The organism is Vibrio splendidus 12E03 (assembly GCF_000272105.2).
Taxonomy (GTDB): domain Bacteria; phylum Pseudomonadota; class Gammaproteobacteria; order Enterobacterales; family Vibrionaceae; genus Vibrio; species Vibrio splendidus_I.
The window spans coordinates 20,913-37,275 of sequence record NZ_AJZD02000143.1; the positions used below are offsets into that span (position 1 = coordinate 20,913).

Annotated in this window: 14 protein-coding genes; 4 read left to right on the plus strand and 10 right to left on the minus strand. The window is 44.1% G+C overall.

Going from position 1 to position 16,363, the window contains the following annotated elements:
- Positions 1 to 233: 233 nt before the first annotated feature.
- Genes modC through A142_RS10785 form a run of 4 tightly spaced genes read right to left on the minus strand, consistent with a single transcriptional unit; the run spans position 234 to position 4,317 of the window.
- A complete protein-coding gene (modC, locus tag A142_RS10770) occupies positions 234 to 1,340 on the minus strand; it encodes a molybdenum ABC transporter ATP-binding protein ModC (RefSeq protein WP_019822701.1) in 1,107 nt (368 codons plus the stop codon).
- Positions 1,337 to 2,035, minus strand: coding sequence for a molybdate ABC transporter permease subunit (gene modB / locus A142_RS10775; protein WP_019822703.1), 699 nt, complete (start codon positions 2,033 to 2,035; stop codon positions 1,337 to 1,339). Before modB ends, modC begins: the two co-directional genes overlap by 4 nt.
- Positions 2,036 to 2,794, minus strand: a complete 759-nt coding sequence (gene modA / locus A142_RS10780) for a molybdate ABC transporter substrate-binding protein (protein ID WP_019822705.1) — start codon at positions 2,792 to 2,794, stop codon at positions 2,036 to 2,038.
- Positions 2,795 to 2,850: 56 nt separating this feature from the next.
- Positions 2,851 to 4,317, minus strand: coding sequence for a cobyric acid synthase (locus A142_RS10785; protein ID WP_019822707.1), 1,467 nt, complete (start codon positions 4,315 to 4,317; stop codon positions 2,851 to 2,853).
- A gap of 286 nt (positions 4,318 to 4,603) precedes the next feature.
- On the opposite strand from A142_RS10785, the gene A142_RS10790 reads away from it, so the two are divergent.
- Complete coding sequence (locus tag A142_RS10790) at positions 4,604 to 4,993, plus strand: YgiW/YdeI family stress tolerance OB fold protein (RefSeq protein ID WP_019822711.1); 390 nt, start codon at positions 4,604 to 4,606, stop codon at positions 4,991 to 4,993.
- Positions 4,994 to 5,091: 98 nt separating this feature from the next.
- A complete protein-coding gene (locus A142_RS10795) occupies positions 5,092 to 5,616 on the plus strand; it encodes a hypothetical protein (RefSeq protein WP_019822713.1) in 525 nt (174 codons plus the stop codon).
- A 137-nt stretch (positions 5,617 to 5,753) separates the two neighbouring features.
- Here the strand turns inward: A142_RS10795 and A142_RS10800 are convergent, their stop codons facing one another.
- From A142_RS10800 to A142_RS10815, 4 genes are all read right to left on the minus strand, one after another.
- On the minus strand, positions 5,754 to 7,361 hold the full coding sequence (locus A142_RS10800) for an ABC-F family ATPase (protein ID WP_081324702.1): 1,608 nt from the start codon (positions 7,359 to 7,361) through the stop codon (positions 5,754 to 5,756).
- Between the two features lie 326 nt (positions 7,362 to 7,687).
- Entirely contained in the window at positions 7,688 to 8,374 is a 687-nt protein-coding gene (locus A142_RS10805; RefSeq protein ID WP_019822717.1) for a RimK/LysX family protein, read from the minus strand.
- An 11-nt stretch (positions 8,375 to 8,385) separates the two neighbouring features.
- Positions 8,386 to 9,570, minus strand: a complete 1,185-nt coding sequence (locus tag A142_RS10810) for an amino acid aminotransferase (protein WP_029405481.1) — start codon at positions 9,568 to 9,570, stop codon at positions 8,386 to 8,388.
- Positions 9,571 to 9,781: 211 nt separating this feature from the next.
- On the minus strand, positions 9,782 to 10,618 hold the full coding sequence (locus A142_RS10815; RefSeq protein WP_019822721.1) for an AraC family transcriptional regulator: 837 nt from the start codon (positions 10,616 to 10,618) through the stop codon (positions 9,782 to 9,784).
- A 169-nt stretch (positions 10,619 to 10,787) separates the two neighbouring features.
- On the opposite strand from A142_RS10815, the gene A142_RS10820 reads away from it, so the two are divergent.
- Positions 10,788 to 12,215, plus strand: coding sequence for an MATE family efflux transporter (locus A142_RS10820; RefSeq protein ID WP_019822723.1), 1,428 nt, complete (start codon positions 10,788 to 10,790; stop codon positions 12,213 to 12,215).
- A 114-nt stretch (positions 12,216 to 12,329) separates the two neighbouring features.
- On the opposite strand, the gene nrdG is transcribed toward A142_RS10820, so the two are convergent.
- Together nrdG and nrdD are read right to left on the minus strand one after the other, a co-directional pair.
- A complete protein-coding gene (gene nrdG, locus A142_RS10825; RefSeq protein WP_012600613.1) occupies positions 12,330 to 12,800 on the minus strand; it encodes an anaerobic ribonucleoside-triphosphate reductase-activating protein in 471 nt (156 codons plus the stop codon).
- Between the two features lie 156 nt (positions 12,801 to 12,956).
- The gene (gene nrdD, locus A142_RS10830; RefSeq protein ID WP_019822727.1) at positions 12,957 to 15,077 is read right to left on the minus strand and encodes an anaerobic ribonucleoside-triphosphate reductase; all 2,121 of its coding nucleotides are present in this window, start codon (positions 15,075 to 15,077) and stop codon (positions 12,957 to 12,959) included.
- Positions 15,078 to 15,380: 303 nt separating this feature from the next.
- On the opposite strand from nrdD, the gene A142_RS10835 reads away from it, so the two are divergent.
- Positions 15,381 to 16,256 (plus strand): endonuclease/exonuclease/phosphatase family protein, encoded by an 876-nt coding sequence (locus tag A142_RS10835; RefSeq protein WP_019822729.1) that lies wholly within the window; start codon positions 15,381 to 15,383, stop codon positions 16,254 to 16,256.
- Positions 16,257 to 16,363 lie beyond the last annotated feature (107 nt).

Consider the following 16,363-nt stretch of genomic DNA (forward strand, 5'->3'; position numbering starts at 1 on the left):
GCTATTTTCTGTACGTCTTGCTGTTCGTCGATCGTTACGTCTGTATTTTCTTGTTGCTAATGTTTGTATAATTCGACAAATAAAATGCATTAACACTCATATAGTGTGGCTAAAAACTGGCAGTTATACCGTATAAAAATGACGCATGTATCCATTCATGGAATCAAGATCGTATTTTCAGAACCTAGAACCGGCAGTATCGCGACAATATCGAAAAGCTGACCTTGTCAGGTTTAATGCGTTACCGCAATATCTCTTTGAGCGACACTCACACCTTTAATTTGAGCGTAAACACGCTGCCCGATTTCTAGATTCAACTCATCCAGCGCCCACAATGTAATGGTTGCCCATAGATAGCATCCAGACTCTAACTCTAGCTCGACAGCGACACTCTGCTTATTTGTGCCTTGTTGGTGCGTCTCTACGCTTTTAATGGTGACAGGAAGGATGTTACGTATCGAAGTTCCTTTCGGCTGTTCTAGCGTGATAGAGACATCATTTGCCCTAACTTGCAACCTCACTGTCGTACCAAGCTCACTCGATACTTTCTGAACCCATAACGACGTCGACTTTCCTAGCATCAGGCGAGACAGCGCATAATCGTCATTGTGTTCCGCTAATGTCGCTTCAAACAACGAGCTTTGCTCTGAGAAAGATTGCCAAGGTTGCATGGCTCTCGATGCCCAAACCTCTTCCGTCACACCCGACGAAATCACTTTGCCTTGGTCAATAATCACAAGGTGATTTGCCAAGCGTAAAATTTCATTGAGGCTATGAGTGACATAGATGATCGGTATTTGGACGGTTTCGGATAAGTTTTCCAGAAATGGCATCACTTCGCGCTTACGAGGCAAGTCAAGAGACGCTAAAGGCTCATCCATCAACAGAATGCTTGGCTTAGATAACAGTGCACGGCCAATGGCCACACGCTGCTTCTCTCCGCCAGATAAGCGAGCTGGATAACGATCAAGTAACAAACCCAAAGATAACAACGAGACAATTTGGTCAAAATGCGATTTATCGACGCTTTTCATGCCGTATTTAAGGTTCGCCGTCACCTTCATGTGTGGGAACAATCGCGACTCTTGGAACACATAACCGACGTTGCGTTGGTGAGTCGGCAAATTAATGCCATTTTGACTATCGAACAGTGTGGTGCCAGATACGCTGATCAAACCTTTATCGGGCTGTTTAAGGCCACTGATCACATTGATAAGTGAGGTTTTACCCGCACCAGAACGACCGAAGATTGCCGTAATGCCGCTACTTGGTAATTCCAAATCGATATCAAAGAAGGTTTCACCAAGTTGTTGCTGATACTGAAGGATCAAAGCACTCATGCATTGCCTCCCAAGCGTTGTGCCGACTTTTTGTTAAGCCACTCAGAAAGCATCAATGAACCCAGCGCTATCACAATAGAAATGACACACAAACGCGCCGCTTCCATTTCCGCACCAGGGGTTTCAATAAAGGTATACATAGCCAATGGAATGGTTTGAGTTTCTCCGGGAATATTTGAAACGAAGCTGATGGTCGCGCCAAACTCCCCTAGGCTTCTTGCGAATGAAAGCATGGTGCCGGTAATGATCCCTGGGATCATCAAGGGTAAAGTGATCGTGAAAAACACACGAAGAGGTGAAGCGCCTAATGTGGCAGCAGCCTCTTCAAGTTTACTGTCTACGGTTTCTAGGCTCAATCTAATAGAGCGAACCATCAATGGCAGCGCCACAACCACACAAGCGAGTGCTGCGCCCTTCCAGCTAAAGCTGAACACAATACCAAACACGTCATTAAGCCACGAGCCGATGATGCCTTGCCTGCCCATCATCACTAACAGTAAATAGCCGATGACCACAGGTGGAAGTACCAAGGGTAAATGGACAATGCTCTCTACAATGCTCTTGCCTACAAATTGCTTCTTAGCAAGTAGCCATGCTAAACCAATGCCGATTGGGATAAGCCATAAGATGGCAAATCCAGCGACTTTTAAGCTCAGCATTAAGGCTTGGTATTCGTATTCCGATAAATACATCATCTAACGCACTTCAAATCCAAAACTGTTCAAGGAGTCTTTCGCTTTTTGGCTCTTTAGGAAAGTATAGAACTCTTCTGCAACGACTTTATCGCTCAATTTCGCTACAGGGTAACGTATTGGCGTATGCAAATCTGATGGGAAGGCCGACACTAGGTTTACTTCTTTAGAAAGCAACGCATCCGTTTTGTAGACAATGCCAAGCTTAGCTTCACTACGCTCGACTAAGGCTAAGGCCATACGAACATTGTTACTTGGTGCTAATCGAGTCTTCACATCGTCCCATACACCTAACGTTTCTAACGCTTCTTTTGCATAGATACCAGCAGGAACCGACATGGTGTTACCCACTGCAAGCCTTTCATTAGTAAGCAGTTCAGCCCATTGCTCACCTTTTGATAGATCTAATGTTACCGATGTCTCGTTCGGTGAAATCAGTACCAGTTCGTTTTCGCAAAGATTTGTGACATTGTCACTAGAAACAAATTTGCGATCGACTAAATGCGTCATCCATTTTTCATTTGCCGAGATAAAAATGTCTGCTGGTGCTCCTCTTTCGATTTGTCGTACCAAAGACGACGTACTCGCGTACACAGGAATCACATCGACAGAATGGTCTTTCTCAAACTCTTCAACCAACAGATTAACCGCATTAGTCATCGACGATGCAGCGTAAACTCGTAGCTTTTCGGCAGCAAAAAGATGACTAGAACTCAATGCCGAAGTTAAGGCCATGGTTAAAAGGAAGACTCGCTTTATCATTGTTATCACTTATCTATTGTTCGTTTAGGTTCTTTAGTTAACTTCTAATTGGCGGCTTAAACGGTTAATTCTGGCCAAAGCAGGTCAAGATTTAAGTACTCTTCGATGGCATCAGCGATTCGATTAATACCCAGCTCTTTAAGCTGTTCGTGGTCAATCGCGGTCACATCGCTGGCTCCTGCCCATTCGCAAATCAGCGATAACGCATCACTGTTGTCGAATACGCCATGCACGTAAGTACCAAAAATCGAGTTATCTTGATTCACAGCGCCATCTAGGCTGCGAGATTCTAACTGAACCGGTAAGGCTGTTTCTTTGACATCAGTCTTGCCTACGTGGATTTCATACCCTTTTACTTGTGCTGTTTTGCCATCCAGCGTCATAGTGCCGCGTACGTTGGTTAAGGTTTTCTGCTGTGTAAGGGTCGTTTCAGTATTCAGATATCCTAACCCTTCGCTGCTGCCGGGTTCCCCTTCAACGCCATCAGGATCGTGAATAATGTTACCTAACATTTGATAGCCGCCGCAGATACCCATTACTTTGCCGCCTAAGCGCAGGTGGCGTTGAATATCTTTATCCCAGCCTTGTTGTTTTAGGTAATCCAAATCTGCTCTTACCGACTTTGTACCCGGCAAGATAATTAAATCAGCGTTGTTTACACGTTCACCTTTACCGACATAACGTAAATCAATCGAAGGATTCAGTCTTAACGCGTCAAAGTCTGTATGGTTGCTGATTCGGGTTAGCACTGGCACCACCACCTTAAGCTTAGCTTCTCCGTCAGACTCTTGAGCAGAGGTAATGGCATCTTCCGCTTCTAAGTTAAAACCATGCAGATATGGCAAAACACCAATAACTGGCTTGCCGGTTTTCTCCTCTAACCAATCTAGGCCAGATTGAAGAAGTGCGATATCGCCTCTAAAACGATTTATCACAAAGCCTTTTACACGAGCTTGTTCGGATTCAGACAATAGAGCTAATGTGCCGTAGAGATGCGCAAAAACGCCACCACGGTCAATATCAGCAACGATGATCACTGGGATGTCCGCTGTCTCTGCAAATCCCATGTTAGCGATATCATTTTCGCGAAGATTGATTTCGGCTGGGCTACCCGCACCCTCAATCATCACGCTTTCATATTCTTCAGAAAGTCGGTCAAACGAATCGATAACCGTATCCATCGCAACTTTCTTGTAATCATGATATCCCATCGCTTCCATGTTACTCAGCGCTCGGCCTTGCAGAATCACTTGCGCGCCGGTATCTGAATTAGGCTTTAGCAATACAGGGTTCATGTGAACGGTTGGCTCTATATTACAAGCTTGCGCCTGAACGGCTTGAGCGCGACCAATTTCGCCACCATCTTTTGTCACAGCACTGTTCAGCGCCATGTTTTGTGGCTTGAAAGGTGCCACTTTGATTCCTTTCCTTGCCAAAACACGGCATAAACCTGCCACCAAAACACTTTTTCCGGCATCTGACGTTGTCCCTTGGACCATAAGGGCGTTTAACGGTGATCGCATCTGTACTTAAATCCTTAATTTCTTAATTTCTTAATTTTCAATTTTTAGCTATGGACAATATTTCTCTGCGACCATCTTAACGTCATTGCCGAGTAGATGCTCAATAAAATGAATGGAAAATGAATGCGTTACTCACTCTGGATTCAACCCCAGTGTTGTTTAATAGCTCCATCGAAACGAAGCTTGTGAACGATAACAGGCGCTTCAACAAAAAACGTACTAACGAAAAGAAACGTTTCAAATTCAGAAAAACGTTTCTACTAAAAACAACATTAAGGGATTCACCATGAAAAAAACTGTATTAGCTATCGCATCTACTATTATCCTTGCTCCTACTTTCGCAATGGCTAGTGACCACAACAATAATAATCTCAACAGCAAGCACGAAAGCACTATTGCTTATACTGGACCGATTGAAACCGTTTCTGTTGCGACACTACTTGCCGACACAAGCATGTTCGCAGAGCAAGAAGCAATTGTGGATGGCAAGATTGTTCGTCAACTAAAGAATGACACGTTTGTCTTCTCTGATGGCCAGAGTGAAATTCAAATCGAACTGGATGATGATATCCGCCTAGCACAACCACTGACCGCTGATACAAAAGTTCGTATCTTCGGCGAATATGAAGGCGGCAAGACACCGGAAATCGAAGTGGACCACATCCAGGTTCTATAAGCGATTAATATAAAAATACTGACTTCAAATAATTGGCCTGCATATTGCAGGCTTTTTTGTATTATACTGCCGAAAAATACAATTTATATGGAGTCACCATGCTAGGTTGCACGAATAAGACTGTCCTTTTAGGACTCGCTGCACTGTGTTCATTCTCTGCGTCTGCAAACAACTTTAACTACAACACATTCGAGCTGCGCATGGGTACTAGCCCAAGTACTTTCGGTGGTGAAGTCACAACAATGTTCACTCAGAACTCTCACTTTGTTGCTCGTATCGATTCAGAGTTTGAAAGTGACTGGGATGCAGCGGTAGGTATGGGGTTCAACGGCCCAATTAGTCAATTTGCTGACGTTACGGGTCAAATGCTATTACACAACATTGAACGTAATGACGACAATCACATCAAGACTGAAATCAACATCGGTTTGAGAGCGTGGTTAATGGCAAACGTTGAAGTTAACGCACGCCTTGGTCAACTGATCGACAACGATGACACCCGTTCAATTGTGGGTATCGGTGCTCGTTTCCATTCAACTGATCAACTGTCTGTTGGTCTTGATATGCGCAATAACGGCACATATGGCCACCAAATCTTAATGTCGGCTCGATTCGGATTCTAATCTAGATTTCAATTACTGAGTAATAAATAGCTATACGTATTACATAGAAAAGCCCCGAACATATTAATGTTCGGGGCTTTTTTGTTTGTTAGTTTCGCTGGCTTTTAGTCGTTCACGACCTGAGCCAGCGACTTGCTTTATAAATTAACCATCAGCATCTTTTTCTGATGATCTAAGTACTCTTCATAAGTACCTTGGAAGCTCACTAGCTGTTGATCTTTTACATCGATGATGTGTGTTGCCAGTGAAGAAACGAACTCACGGTCATGGCTTACGAAGATCAGCGTGCCCGTGTAAACCTTCAACGCGTCGTTAAGGGCTTGGATTGCCTCCATGTCCATGTGGTTAGTTGGTTCGTCCATTACAAGCACGTTGATGTCTTGCATCATTAGCTTGCCGAATAACAGACGGTTCTTTTCACCACCAGAACAGTTACGCGCTTTCTTGTTTGCATCATCAGCAGTAAACAATAAACGGCCTAGAATGCCACGTACCATCAGGTCATCGTGCTTCACTGTGCGCCATTGTGAGATCCAATCGAAGATGCTCAGGTCGTTATCAAAGTCAGACGTACTATCTTGTGGACAGTAACCTACCGATGCGTTTTCTGACCATTTAACGATACCTTCATTTTGTTTTAGCTCTTGAACTAGGCAACGTAGCAGCGTGGTTTTACCCACACCGTTCTCACCGATAACCGCAAGACGAGTACCTGCTTCAAGTAGCATGTTACCACCAGCAAACAATGTTTCACCATCGAAGCCGTGACCAAGGTCTTGAAGTTCAAGCGCTTGACGGTGTAGTTTCTTACCTTCGCCAAAATCAATAGATGGGCTCATACGGCTCGATGATTTCACTTCATCAAGCGTGATTTTGTCCATTTTCTTAGCGCGAGAGCTTGCTTGTTTTGCTTTAGATGCGTTAGCACCAAAACGGTTTACGAAATCTTGAAGCTCGCTGATTTCAGCCGCTTTCTTAGCGTTGCTTGCTAGAAGCTGTTCACGAATCAAGCCAGATGCTTCTAGGAAGTACTCGTAGTTACCAGGGTAAACACGGAGCTCACCGTAGTCGATATCGGCCATGTGCGTACACACAGAATTCAGGAAGTGTCTATCGTGCGAAATGATGATCATTGTACATTTACGCTGGTTTAGCTCTTCAGCAAGCCAGTTGATCGTGTGGATGTCCAAGTTGTTGGTTGGTTCATCAAGAAGCAGGATATCTGGGTTTGCAAACAAAGCTTGTGCCAATAGCACACGCAGTTTCCAACCAGGAGCAACTTGCTGCATCAAGCCGAAATGGAACTCTTCTTCAATACCCGCTTGAATTAGGATGTCGCCAGCATGGCTTTCTGCTGTGTAGCCATCCATTTCCGCGAATTCACTTTCAAGTTCTGCGACTTTCATGCCGTCGTCTTCGCTCATTTCTGGTAAAGAGTAAATGCGGTCACGTTCTTGTTTTACTTCCCAAAGTTTTCTGTCGCCCATGATCACAACGTCGATAACGCTGTACTGTTCGAAAGCGAACTGATCTTGGCTTAGCACACCCAGTTTTTCTCCTGGAGTGATAGAAACGTTGCCCGAGCTTGGCGTTAATGCGCCACTTAGGATTTTCATGAACGTTGATTTTCCGCAACCATTAGCGCCGATCAAACCATAACGGTTGCCGTTACCAAATTTAGCAGAGATGTTTTCAAACAGCGGCTCTGCGCCAAATTGCATTGTGATGTTCGCGGTAGATATCAAAGAACTAATTCCTAAGCGTGTACTGACAGATAATTATTAGGCTATTTCAAGAACCTAAATAAGAAGTACGAAAGTATGGATTAAACAAAAATCGAAGCGCGGATTATATAGAGATCTCGATCACGTTGTCGAGGCTAAACAGTAAACGAATCGTAAACATAGACCATTTAGATGCTTTTCATACGTTATTGGGGTGTAAATAGAAAAATCCCCTCCAGCAGAACTAGAAGGGATCTCATTGTAACAACACTAAAAGTCTTTTAAGCTCGTCACTTTTGAAACCATAGCTCTTCAAAACGAAAAGCTTTGATGACGAGCAGAACTTGTTATTTAGTAATTTTCTTTTGAACGTATTTTTGGCTTACATCCACTACCGCAACATCTCTAAAGAAGCTTCTACCCAACAGAAGTGGGAAAGAAAGATGCGTTCGGTCCGCTAGAGTAAACTCAGTCTTGTCTTTCAGGTCACCTATTTGAATTGAAGCGACAACCACAGCACGTCGCTGTGTACCTTCCGCGCTCGACTGCTTGATCTTAACCCAACGCTCTACCGGTAAGCTGATCTCTTCCGTTCTGATGCCGTCGTGTTCGATTTTGAACTTAACCCAGTCTTTGCCGTCACGTTCAAAATCAACAATATCAACCGCACTGATTGAAGATGTTGTTGCACCTGTATCTACACGTGCTTTAAACGCTTCTTTCAAGCCAGGAACAAACACCCACTCTTCTTCACCAAGAATCAGTTTGCCATCGCTTGTTTTAGTCGGCTTTGGAGCTGGCTTTTCTTCAGGCTTTGGTTTCGCTTCTGGCTCTGTCGATTTTACTTCTTCAGGCTTCTCTGTAGGTTCCGTTACTTTCTCGCCTTCAGTTTCGTCAGTCTTCGAAGAGTCATCAACAACAGGTTGTTCTACTTGAGGCTTTTGCTCTGGCTCAACAGGAGCTTGAGTTGTAGCCGAACAAGCAAACAGGCCACCACTTAGCATTAAAACTACAATCGCTTTCCAGTTATACATTCAGTCACCTTCTATTTTGAAACGTTGGCTATCGCTTTTGCTACATAAGGAATATGAGATTCGGAAAGGCCTGCGATATTGATGCGTCCATCACCAACACCATAGACTCCATATTCTTCACGTAATTGATTCATTTGAGTTTCTTTAAAGCCTAGTACACTAAACATGCCTTTATGGCTTTCAATGAAGTCAAATTGTGACGTGTTATAAGTATTTCGCAATTCATCACATAAACTTTGGCGCAGATTTAACAAACGTTGCTGCATTTCACTCAATTCCTGCTTCCAAATCGAGGTTAGCTCTTGATTCTGAAGAATTGTTTTAACCAAAGCGGCACCATGATCTGGCGGCATTGTATAGGTTGAACGAGCAAGCGTAAGAAGCTTACCTTTAGCATTGCCAACATGTTCGCTGTTCTTGCCAATCACGATAGCTGCGCCCGTTCTTTCACGGTATAAACCGAAGTTCTTCGAGCAAGATGTGGTAATCAACATCTCTTCGACGTTGTTAGCCATGTGTTGAAGACCTTTTGCGTCTTCTTCTAAGCCATCACCAAAGCCTTGGTAGGCAATATCAACGAACGGTAAGAAACCATTCTTCTGAGATAATTTGGTGATTTCCTGCCACGCTTCAAAGTTGATATCCGCACCCGTTGGGTTATGACAGCAACCGTGCAGTAGTACCACGTCTGATGGACCCGCTTTTGAAAGGTCATCCAACATTTTAGCAGTATCAACTTGCTTCGTTTCAGGACTGAAGTAATTGTAGTATCGAACTTTTAAGCCAGCTGCTTCCATCACCGGCTTGTGGTTAACGTAGCTTGGGTTTGAAATCCAAACCGTGGTGTCTGGTTGAGAAACTTTCATTAAGTCACCCAACATGCGAAGTGCACCACTTGCACCCGGTGTTTGAATCGCAGCAACTCGATCCATTGCAGAAGTCCCTTTAAGCAGCAGATCAACCATGCTCTGATTAAACTCTTCACAGCCTGCTAGGCCAACGTACGCTTTAGTCTTCTGTGTTTCAACAACGATATCTTGAGCCTTAGAAACGGCTTTCATGATCGGTGTTTCGCCTTGGTCGTTTTTGTAAACGCCAATGCCTAAGTCGACTTTATCAGTACGAGTATCGCCGCGGTAAGCAACAGAAAGAGATAGAATTGGATCTAAAGTTGGTTTTGGTAGATGTGAAAACATGAAAGTCACAACCCTTTGAAATTCAAGTAATGAGTTTCACGTTAACATTATCGTAGACAAATCAGAAACATTTTTTAATAGAAGCGCTTAGTTAGAATAAGTAATCAGAGATTGGTCATTTTACGTCACGAAACAGCGCAAATTTCGAACAATTTTAATGCTTAATCAAAAGATCAGTAGCTTGTTTAAAAAGTACCTTGTTGATTTTCGGCTAAATGTCTTGTTTGAATTGCCTTGGTGTCATTCCCGACCAAACTTTAAATCGAGTACTAAAGTTAGCCGCATTCGGATAACCCACAATCTCGCCGATGTGTTGAATCGACCAGTCACTCGATTTCAATAAACGTGCTGCGTATTCCATTCTCATGCGCATGATATGAGTCATTGGGCTGTGTGAATAATAGCGCTGGCACAAACGATGGAAATGCGGCTCTGAGCACGGGAACAAGCTCGCAAGCTCGTGAACATTCCACTCTTTATGGAGCTGCTTTTGTACGTTGTCGAACACGCGTCTTAAACGAATTAAATTACGTGATTTCTGCTGCGGGACTGGGGCATTAATCATGTACTCTATTTGAGCGACACTGTGATTGGCGATCGCTCCCCCCAAATTGATGGGTAAGGCAATGCTTCTCAATAGAGTGTAAATGCACGACGAGACGACTTCTGCGGCCGGAGACAACGTGTAACTCACTTCATCACTCACCACTTTGTCCCATTGTTTATCGGGCGAGAGAAAGATCCATGCGATTTGCCATGTCTCTTCTTCAATCCCAAAGCCATTTTCTGTGCCCGCAGGAACTATAATGCATGACCCTGGCTCTAGAATATAGCGACACGCCCCACTTTCTAACCACCCTTTGCCCCTAACCGTGTATAGCAGCATGTGTTTCTGTGGATTCTTCCGATGGACAGAAAAGAAATCTCGGCACGACGCCGTCCCACACTGAACGATACCCAATTCTTCGAATGCCAATACATGGCTTTGATCGACAAACTCTTGGTGTGTCAGATCAGAGATCTCATACCTTTCGTGTTTCTCACTCATTTCACTGGTCGCTCATTAGGTTTGTCTTCAATTAAATCGCCACATTAGTCATTCGATAATTTTGAAGTAGATGATTTTTAAAACAGATCGTTTTGAAAAATAGACAGCTTTTAAAAATAGATAGTTTGGCAAAAGTTTGTGATGAACCTGAACAATACAGGCAAAACAAATGCCGATAAACTTCTCGCATATTAACCACAGGGGAAATGCGATGCGCTCGACATATCGTCATCTAGACAAAGATTTTTGGCAAAAGCTTTTACACATCGGTTTGCCTGTATCGCTACAAACCATGTTGTTTTCATTACTTGGCGTAGTCGATATTTTTATGGTTAACCAACTGGGTGATTCTGCAACCGCTGCTGTTGGCGTTGGCAACCGTATCTTCTTCTTTAACTTGATCATGGTATCGGGAATCAGTGGTGCAGTCAGTGTGCTAGCTTCGCAATATTTTGGTGCGGGCGATTTCAATGGCATTCGACGTGTCCTGTCGCAATCTTGGGCTTTGTCTATCTTTGCCATCATCCCTTTTGTTTTGATTTACACATTGGTTCCTGAATCAGTCGTGTCTGTGGTGGCCTCAGACCCTGATTACGTCCGATTGGCAACGAATTACCTTTGGATAACAGGCGCCAGCCTTATTGGTACCGCGATCGTAGTTCCACTAGAAAGCGCATTGCGATCGGTCGGTGAAGCCAAATTACCAACCAAGATCAGTATCTGGGCAATCATCGTTAATGCGACTCTCAATGCCCTGTTGATCTTCGGACTATTTGGCTTTCCAGAACTCGGCGTGATTGGCGCAGCGATTGGCACCACGGTTTCACGATTCTTTCAGACGATTGCATTGCTTGTTATGGCGAGAAAACATTACGCGCATCTATTCCCTACAATAGAGAGTTGGCGTGACGCAATCTTACCCAAGCACCGGAAGAAGTACTTCAAGATCGCGATTCCTATGTTAGTTCACGATACGGCTTGGGCTGGTGGAATACTGATATACAACATCATTGTCGGTCAGATTGGCGTTGGTGAACTTGCGATCATCTCACTGTTATCGCCAGTGGAAAGTATCTTAATTTCAGCCTTCTTAGGCTTTGCTGTTGCCGCCTCGATCATTCTAGGCAACGAGATTGGTGCGAAGAACTATCAACGTGTTGAAAATACCGCTTGGGGCTATGTACTTGTGAGTTGTGCGCTCGCGTCACTATTGGCTGTGCTGTGTTTTATAGCCAAGCCAGCCATTGTTCAATTAATCGATTTAACGCACTTGGAACTCAAAGGCACAGCGGTCAACGTCGCCTTGGTGATGGCGGCTGGGATGATATTGAGAGTCTTCAACATGGTTGGGATCGGAGGTGTGTTAAAAAGTGGTGGAGACATCAACTACAGCATCTTCATCGACATATTCGGCCAGTGGGCGATTGGTATCCCCCTCGCCTATTTCACCGCTTTAGTGCTTGGCTGGTCTTTAGAATGGGTGTTGATGATTGTGTTACTGGAGGAGTTAGTGAAGATAGCTTTAACTAGCCAGCGGATTCACTCTAAGAAATGGATCAATAACTTAATAGAAGAGCCAGATCAGGTCGCTGCTTGAATGGCGGTTTAAGCGAATAAACGAAAAGAACTCACACCCAAGAGCCGATTGGTTGCATTGCGCTAACCATGACGCCCTTTTTCGTTTTACGAGTGTGCTAAGTCACGACAACCGTTATATATCAGTAAATCGATGGATGATTTGATTTGAACTGCCACGCCAATCCAACATCGGATCCGCTTTGTCTTGTTCAAAACGACCATCAATCAAAGTATCGACGTATTCCAGCACTTGCTTCTGTTTTTCATCCAGTTCGTCGAGCTCATAACCGGTCCACATCCAGATATCTTTGCCTTCACATTCTGCTTTTACACGCTGAACAAGCTTTAGCACTTCAGACACATTCGCAGGATGAAGAGGATCACCACCAGAAAGCGATAAACCACGACGTTTGATTCGCGGATCATTCAGATCTGCAATAATGTGGTCTTGCAGTTCTTGAGTAAACAAATGCCCAGAGTCCAACCTTTGCGTTGATTGGTTATAACACCCGCGACATTGGTGTACACAACCCGACACAAACAAGGTGCAGCGTGTTCCTGGGCCGTTTACAACGTCGATTGGGTGATATTGATGATAATTCATAAGGCAGTATTGAAAACTCGTTATTGCTTAATAGTTTGAAGTGACGTGTTATCACAGCTGAAACAAATGAATTGGTATCGACATAGTGCCGATACCAATTTTATTTCTTGGAAACCTAGCTCTTCTAAGTAAGCTAGCGAATGATCTTAGAGCTGACTAAAGATGCTTCACGCGGCGTTTAACTTCTTCTTGCTTACCGAAGTTAAATGGTCGTGCATCTGGGCTACCAAGGTAACCACAAACACGACGTGTTACCGATACTTTCGTTGAGTCGTGGTTGCCACACTTAGGACACGTAAAGCCCTTACTTGTACAGTCAAATTCGCCGTTGTAACCACATTCGTAGCACTCATCAATCGGTGTATTCGTACCGTAGTAAGGTACACGCGTGTAGCTGTAGTCCCATACGTTTTCCAGTGCTTCGATGTTCTTCTGCATGTTCGGGAATTCACCGTAACAGATGAAGCCGCCGCTAGAGATTTCAGGATAAGGCATCTCGAAATCGATCTTGTCGTATGGGTTCACTTTCTTCTGTACGTCTAGGTGGAAGCTGTTTGTGTAGTAACCACGGTCCGTTACACCATCAATCACACCAAACTCTTTGGTATCGATGCTGCAGAAACGGCTACATAGGTTTTCACTTGGTGTGCCGTACAGGCTGAATGCGTAACCTGTCTCTTTCGTCCAAGATTCCACTTCACGTTTCATGTACTCCACCAGCTCAAGCGCTTTAGCACGCATTTCGCCATCGTCGTACAAGTGAACGTCAGTACCGTAAAGTGCTGTCATCGCTTCGTGGATACCAATGTAACCAAGAGAAACAGACGCGCGGCCGTTCTTGAAGATATCGGCAATAGAGTCGTCTGCTTTCAAGCGAACGCCACACGCACCTTCCATGTATAGAATTGGGGCAACACGCGCTTTCACGTTTTCTAGACGAGAAATACGAGTTTCTAGAGCGCGACGAGCCAGCTTCAGTTTTTCGTCAAGCAGTTCGTAGAACTTAACCATATCTTGCTTCGCGTTAATCGCGATACGTGGCAAGTTCAAGCTAACAACACCTAAGTTGTTACGGCCTTCGTGAATCAACTCACCGTTTTCTTCGTAAGTATTCAAGAAGCTACGGCAACCCATAGGCGTTTTAAATGACCCTGTCACTTCTACTACTTTGTCGTAGTTAAGAATGTCTGGGTACATACGCTTAGACGCACACTCAAGCGCTAATTGCTTGATGTCGTAGTTTGGATCTTGCTTCTGGTGGTTCAAACCATCTTTGATTGCAAACACCAGTTTAGGGAATACCGCTGTTTTGCGGTTCTTACCCAAACCTGCGATGCGGTTCTTCAAGATAGATTGCTGGATAAGTTTTGAACCCCAGCTTTCGCCTAGACCAAAACCAAACGTAACGAATGGTGTTTGACCGTTAGCCGTGTGTAGCGTGTTTACTTCGTATTCCAAAGATTGGAACGCGTCGTAACACTCTTTCTCGGTACGAGAGATAGCAAAAGCTTCTGGGCTATGAATGTCCCACTCTTTCGCTAGCGATAAGTGCTTTTCGTAACTCGCCATCACGTAAGGTTCTAAAACCTCGTCGATACGGTTAATCGTTGTGCCGCCGTAAATGTGGCTCGCCACTTGCGCGATGATTTGCGCAGTTACCGCTGTTGCCGTAGAAATCGACTTAGGTGTGTCGATTTCCGCGTTACCCATCTTGAAGCCATGCGTTAACATGCCTTTCAAGTCGATAAGCATACAGTTAAACATTGGGAAGAACGGTGCGTAATCTAGATCGTGGTAGTGAATGTCACCACACTCGTGAGCTTGTACGATGTCACGCGGCAAAATGTGAGTTTTTGCATAGTGTTTAGCCACGATACCCGCCAGCAAGTCACGCTGAGTTGGGATAACTTTACCGTCTTTGTTGGCATTCTCATTGATCAGATCAACATTGCTTTCTTCGATCAAACCTTCGATCTCACGAGTTAAAGCGCTTTGCTTCTCACGGGCGATGTCGCGGTCATGACGATATTCAATGTAGGCACGAGCTAGAGACTTGTATGGTCCCTGCATTAGCTCGTTCTCGACCATGGTTTGAATTTCAGAGATATGAACTTCATCGTAGTCTTCGAGCTTCAACTCAACTGCTAATGCCACATTCAGTGCATAAATAGCAATTTCCTTATCGGCTTTGTCTGACGCTGCTTCCACTGCAGCTTGGATGCGATCTCTACTGAATGGAGCTCTTGAGCCATCACGCTTGATTACGATTGATTTCACCACTTCTCCTTACTCTTGAGGTATTCACAGACTTATCCACAAACACACTATATAGAGCGATTTATCGTTTAACTAACACTAGATATTGTGGCGTATTTAACGAGAACCACCAACTTTGAGTATTGATTTGGATCAATAAAACTCTCACGCTGACTAAGATCAATTCAATATTATTACGCTAGTTCTCAAGTCGAAAAGAAACAATGTAACAATAAAAAAATCACTAAAAAGAGTTGAATTTTTGGTAAGTGTTGTAGGATAACGGCTCAACTAAATTGGACGACAAAATTAGGGATATTTGGGATGAAACGACTTCAAAACTGGATAATGTTAGGTTGCTTACTCATTAGCCAGACATTTGCTGAACCTTTGACCATATCCAGTTGGAATATCGAATGGTTATCAACCAACGAGGCTGTGAATAAGTTTTCTGCCCAACGTGATCAAGCTGATTTCGACAAACTTGAAGAATACTTTCAATCCTTAAATGCGGATGTGGTCGCCTTTCAAGAAGTCGACGACGTAAATGCCATTCAGCGCATCGCCAGCGATCAATACAAGATATTGATGTCTGACCGAGCATTACCAGAAAACAGCAACCATCAGTTCAAAGAAGTGAACCAATACACAGGGTTCGCGGTTCGTAGGGGAATCACACTCACTGACTACGCTGACTTCCCACTGGAGTCGAGCGCTAACAGCAAGCTTAGGTTTGCCAGTTACATGGTCGTAGAAACGGAAAGCAAGCCGATTCACATGTTGTCTGTGCATTTAAAGGCGGGTTGCAGCGGCGCTTACAAGTCGAACCGCGATTGTTCAAGACTTAAAGACCAAGCACAACAACTTAATAAGTGGATTCAACAAAGAGAAAGAAACGGTCAGGATTACGCGATACTAGGCGATTTCAACCATAACCTATCCTACTCAAGAGATTGGGTGTGGAAAGATATAACGCAGAATACCGATGCTCAGTTGGCAACAAGAAAAACTCGAGCAGATTGTAAGGTGCGATCTAACCGCAATAACCATCGCACGCACCAGTTCCGCTCTGTGATTGATCATATTGTAGTGAGTAAGTCGCTAAATGCTTCTCCTGCAAAGCAGAAGGTATTTGAAACGCAGGATGTGCTTGATTACAAACTTAGCGACCATTGCCCAGTTTCAACGATTATCAGATAGATATAAAAAAGAGGTGACTGGCTTTTCTCTGAAAGCGAGTCAACCTCTAGACTTGGTCAGCTCAGAACGAATGACGTCAAAGCCACTTTAATCAGCGTTAAGCTTTC

Coding starts and splice junctions, on each gene's coding strand:
- modC (WP_019822701.1), bottom strand. CDS start 1,340: ATGAGTGCTTTGATCCTTCAGTATCAGCAACAACTTGGTGAAACCTTC.
- modB (WP_019822703.1), bottom strand. CDS start 2,035: ATGATGTATTTATCGGAATACGAATACCAAGCCTTAATGCTGAGCTTA.
- modA (WP_019822705.1), bottom strand. CDS start 2,794: ATGATAAAGCGAGTCTTCCTTTTAACCATGGCCTTAACTTCGGCATTG.
- A142_RS10785 (WP_019822707.1), bottom strand. CDS start 4,317: ATGCGATCACCGTTAAACGCCCTTATGGTCCAAGGGACAACGTCAGAT.
- A142_RS10790 (WP_019822711.1), top strand. CDS start 4,604: ATGAAAAAAACTGTATTAGCTATCGCATCTACTATTATCCTTGCTCCT.
- A142_RS10795 (WP_019822713.1), top strand. CDS start 5,092: ATGCTAGGTTGCACGAATAAGACTGTCCTTTTAGGACTCGCTGCACTG.
- A142_RS10805 (WP_019822717.1), bottom strand. CDS start 8,374: ATGTATAACTGGAAAGCGATTGTAGTTTTAATGCTAAGTGGTGGCCTG.
- A142_RS10810 (WP_029405481.1), bottom strand. CDS start 9,570: ATGTTTTCACATCTACCAAAACCAACTTTAGATCCAATTCTATCTCTT.
- A142_RS10815 (WP_019822721.1), bottom strand. CDS start 10,618: ATGAGTGAGAAACACGAAAGGTATGAGATCTCTGATCTGACACACCAA.
- A142_RS10820 (WP_019822723.1), top strand. CDS start 10,788: ATGCCGATAAACTTCTCGCATATTAACCACAGGGGAAATGCGATGCGC.
- nrdG (WP_012600613.1), bottom strand. CDS start 12,800: ATGAATTATCATCAATATCACCCAATCGACGTTGTAAACGGCCCAGGA.
- A142_RS10835 (WP_019822729.1), top strand. CDS start 15,381: ATGAAACGACTTCAAAACTGGATAATGTTAGGTTGCTTACTCATTAGC.